Below are 2,630 nucleotides of genomic sequence, written 5' to 3'. Positions count from 1 at the left end.
GGTCGGTACGTTGCCGCGCTCGTCAATGTACGAGGGCGTGCGCTGGAAGACGTAGAGGTGCCGGGCGGAGCGGGCGAGGTGCGGGAGCCGGCCGAGGGCGGGAGGATCGGGGCCGGCGGCCGGTTTCGCGCGGGAGAGCCGCCGTCCTGCGCGGGGCCTCCGAGAAGGGCCGGGTTCCAGTGGACTACGGAGCTCCGCGCGCCGGGAGCGTGCGACGGGCTCCGGAGCGAGCGCGCGGTTCACACGGGGCGCGTGAGGGCACATGCGTATGCACCTGGTGCCGCGGCGAGGCGCGTGAAGGGCCTGCGGGAAATTTCGAAAACCGGTGCGAGAGGCGCGAGTTGGTGCTGTTACTGACTATCTTTCAATATGTGGATGTTGCTCAAGTGCCTTGTTGGTCATGAGCGTGTTGTGCGAGGGTGAACTTACCGCGCGGGTCAATGGCCGGGTATGAAATCGGTGTTCATTATTCCGGGCCGGCGGCCATTTTCCCGGCGCTCCGTCAAAAAGGTGTGCACCAGGCAGGGGCTCCCTTTTCGACGACCAAGGAAATTCTGTGCACCACCTTGCACCGTGGAAGGAACCCGCTCTGTGCCCACCCCCCACCCCCCTCGACCGTCCTATCCTCCCGGCGGTGCTCCCGGGGAGTCCGACGAAAGCCTCGCCGCGCGGCTGAGAGGCCGGACGGAGGGCGAGGCCACGCAGTCCGTCGCCCTGCTGATGGCGCGGCACTGGCAGCCGACGTACGACTACGCGGCCATCTGCCTCGCCTCTTCCTCGAACGTCGCGTCGATGGTCGCCGCGACCTCCTTCCACTACGCGCTCGACTGCCTGATACGCGGCGAGTCCGGAGCGGCCCTGCGACCCCGACTCCTCGTGACCGTGCGGGACACCGTCAATGAGTGGTCCGGTGAGGACCGGATATCCGGTGTTCTGCCGGATTTGAGGAAACCCGCCGGGGGGCGGGGTATGCGGGCGGCGCAGTCCATGACCGCCGAAAATCGGAAGCTCGCCGAGCGCTCTTTCCATGCCTTGCCGCCCCTCGCCCAGTGCCTGCTGTGGCACACCGAGGTCGAGGCCGAGGACATTTCCGTACCGGCCGGTCTGTCGGGCCTGGACGTCGGCACCGCGTCGGCCGCTCTGGAGCAGGCCCGTGAGCAATTCCGCCAGGGATGTGTGCGCGCCCACCGGGAACTCGCGCCGAGCAAGGAATGCGGCTTCTACAACCGGCTGTTGGACGTCCCGATTCGTCGTGGCGGCGCCTTGCTGCCGGATGTCAGACAGCATCTGGGGAAGTGTCGCCACTGCCGGCACGCGGCCGAGCAACTCGGCTATCTCGAGGGCGGCTTGGGGATTCTGCTCGCTGAAGCGGTGCTCGGTTGGGGCGCGCGACGCTACCTCGACGCACGCCCGGGGCGCGTACGGCAAGCCATGCGCCCCGAGGAGGAGCCCGCGTTCGGCAGCGGACGGGCCGGTGCCGGCGGACGGTCGGGTATCGGTGGACGCGCGGGTACCGGCGGGCGGCTCGGGACTGGCGGGCGGCTCGGGACCGGTGGGCGTCCTGGGAGTGCTGGTCGGCATCGTCTGCTGGCGCAGATTCCCGCCCCCGGGCGGCTGGCCCAGATTGCCCGGAAGCACTCGAAGGTCCTGCTCACCGGGGCGGGCACGGCCTCGGCGGTGCTGCTCGTGACCGTGCTGACCATCAGCCTGTGGTCCCACGACGACGGTGGCGCCGACCCGGCCGCCTCCACGGGTGTCGGCAGCAGCCACACCGTCTCGCCCAGCCCGGTCGCCCCGGGCCCCTCCGTCGACTCCTCGCCCCCGACCTCGGCCGGACTGCCCACCAGCACCGAGCAGACCCGGCTGCGCAACCTCGCCGCCGATCTCTGCCTCGACATCCGGGGTGGCAAGGCCAAGGCCGGTGCCGAGGCCGAGCTGGCCGTCTGCTCGTCCGCCTGGACCCAGCAGTGGTCGTACGAGAACGACGGCCTGCTGCGCAGCGTCGCCGACCCCGCGCTGTGCCTGGACTCGCACGCCGACGACGGGGTCGTCGCCCTGGACCGCTGCGCCCCGAAGAGCGCCGCGCGGCGCGACGACGTGCGCTACGACCTCACTGTGCGGGGCGAGTTGCTGTCCCGCTCGCGCGAGGGACTCGCGCTCACGCCCAGTTCCACCGATCCGGACGCCGACATCGTCGTCAAGGACCGGGACGGCTCCGACGCGCAGCGGTGGCGGACCGACTCCGCCTCGGCCGAGCCCGGTTCGCTGTCGATCGCGGGGACGGCGAGCGCCTCGACCCGGCCGGTCAGCAAGGCGCCGTCCCCGCAGGGCACGGCCGACGAGCCGAGCGCGTCGCCCAGCGAGCCGCCGACGGACGGCCGGGCCGACCCGTCGGCGACCGCCTCGGAGTCCTCCGCCGAGCCCCGTTCCGTGACCGTCGGTGACCGCACGAGCCCCCGGCCCGTGCTGCCGCTGACCGCCCGACTCTCCTCCCTCGTGGAGGGGTTGGGGCTGTAGCGGGCGCGCCGGGCGGCGGGCTAGGCCCTGTCGTCAAATTCCCGTCTGCCCTGCGACGCCATGCACGCACTCTCACCGCACCAGGCACAGATCCAAGTACGTCCAGTACGAGG

At 71.1% G+C, this 2,630-nt stretch carries 2 protein-coding genes; one reads left to right on the top strand and one right to left on the bottom strand.

Annotated features, from left to right (window positions below):
- Positions 1-264: hypothetical protein (locus ABZ656_RS57410; RefSeq protein WP_360280639.1), on the bottom strand; the 264-nt coding region annotated here is incomplete at its 3' end.
- A 327-nt stretch (positions 265-591) separates the two neighbouring features.
- Here ABZ656_RS57410 and ABZ656_RS57405 point away from each other — a divergent pair.
- On the top strand, positions 592-2,517 hold the full coding sequence (locus tag ABZ656_RS57405; protein WP_360280636.1) for a ricin-type beta-trefoil lectin domain protein: 1,926 nt from the start codon (positions 592-594) through the stop codon (positions 2,515-2,517).
- Positions 2,518-2,630 lie beyond the last annotated feature (113 nt).

It is taken from the genome of Streptomyces sp. NPDC007095 (assembly GCF_040634475.1).
In the GTDB taxonomy this organism is placed as follows: domain Bacteria; phylum Actinomycetota; class Actinomycetes; order Streptomycetales; family Streptomycetaceae; genus Streptomyces.
The sequence above is the reverse complement of the archived record's forward strand: the minus strand, read 5'-3'. Positions and strand labels throughout refer to the sequence as shown.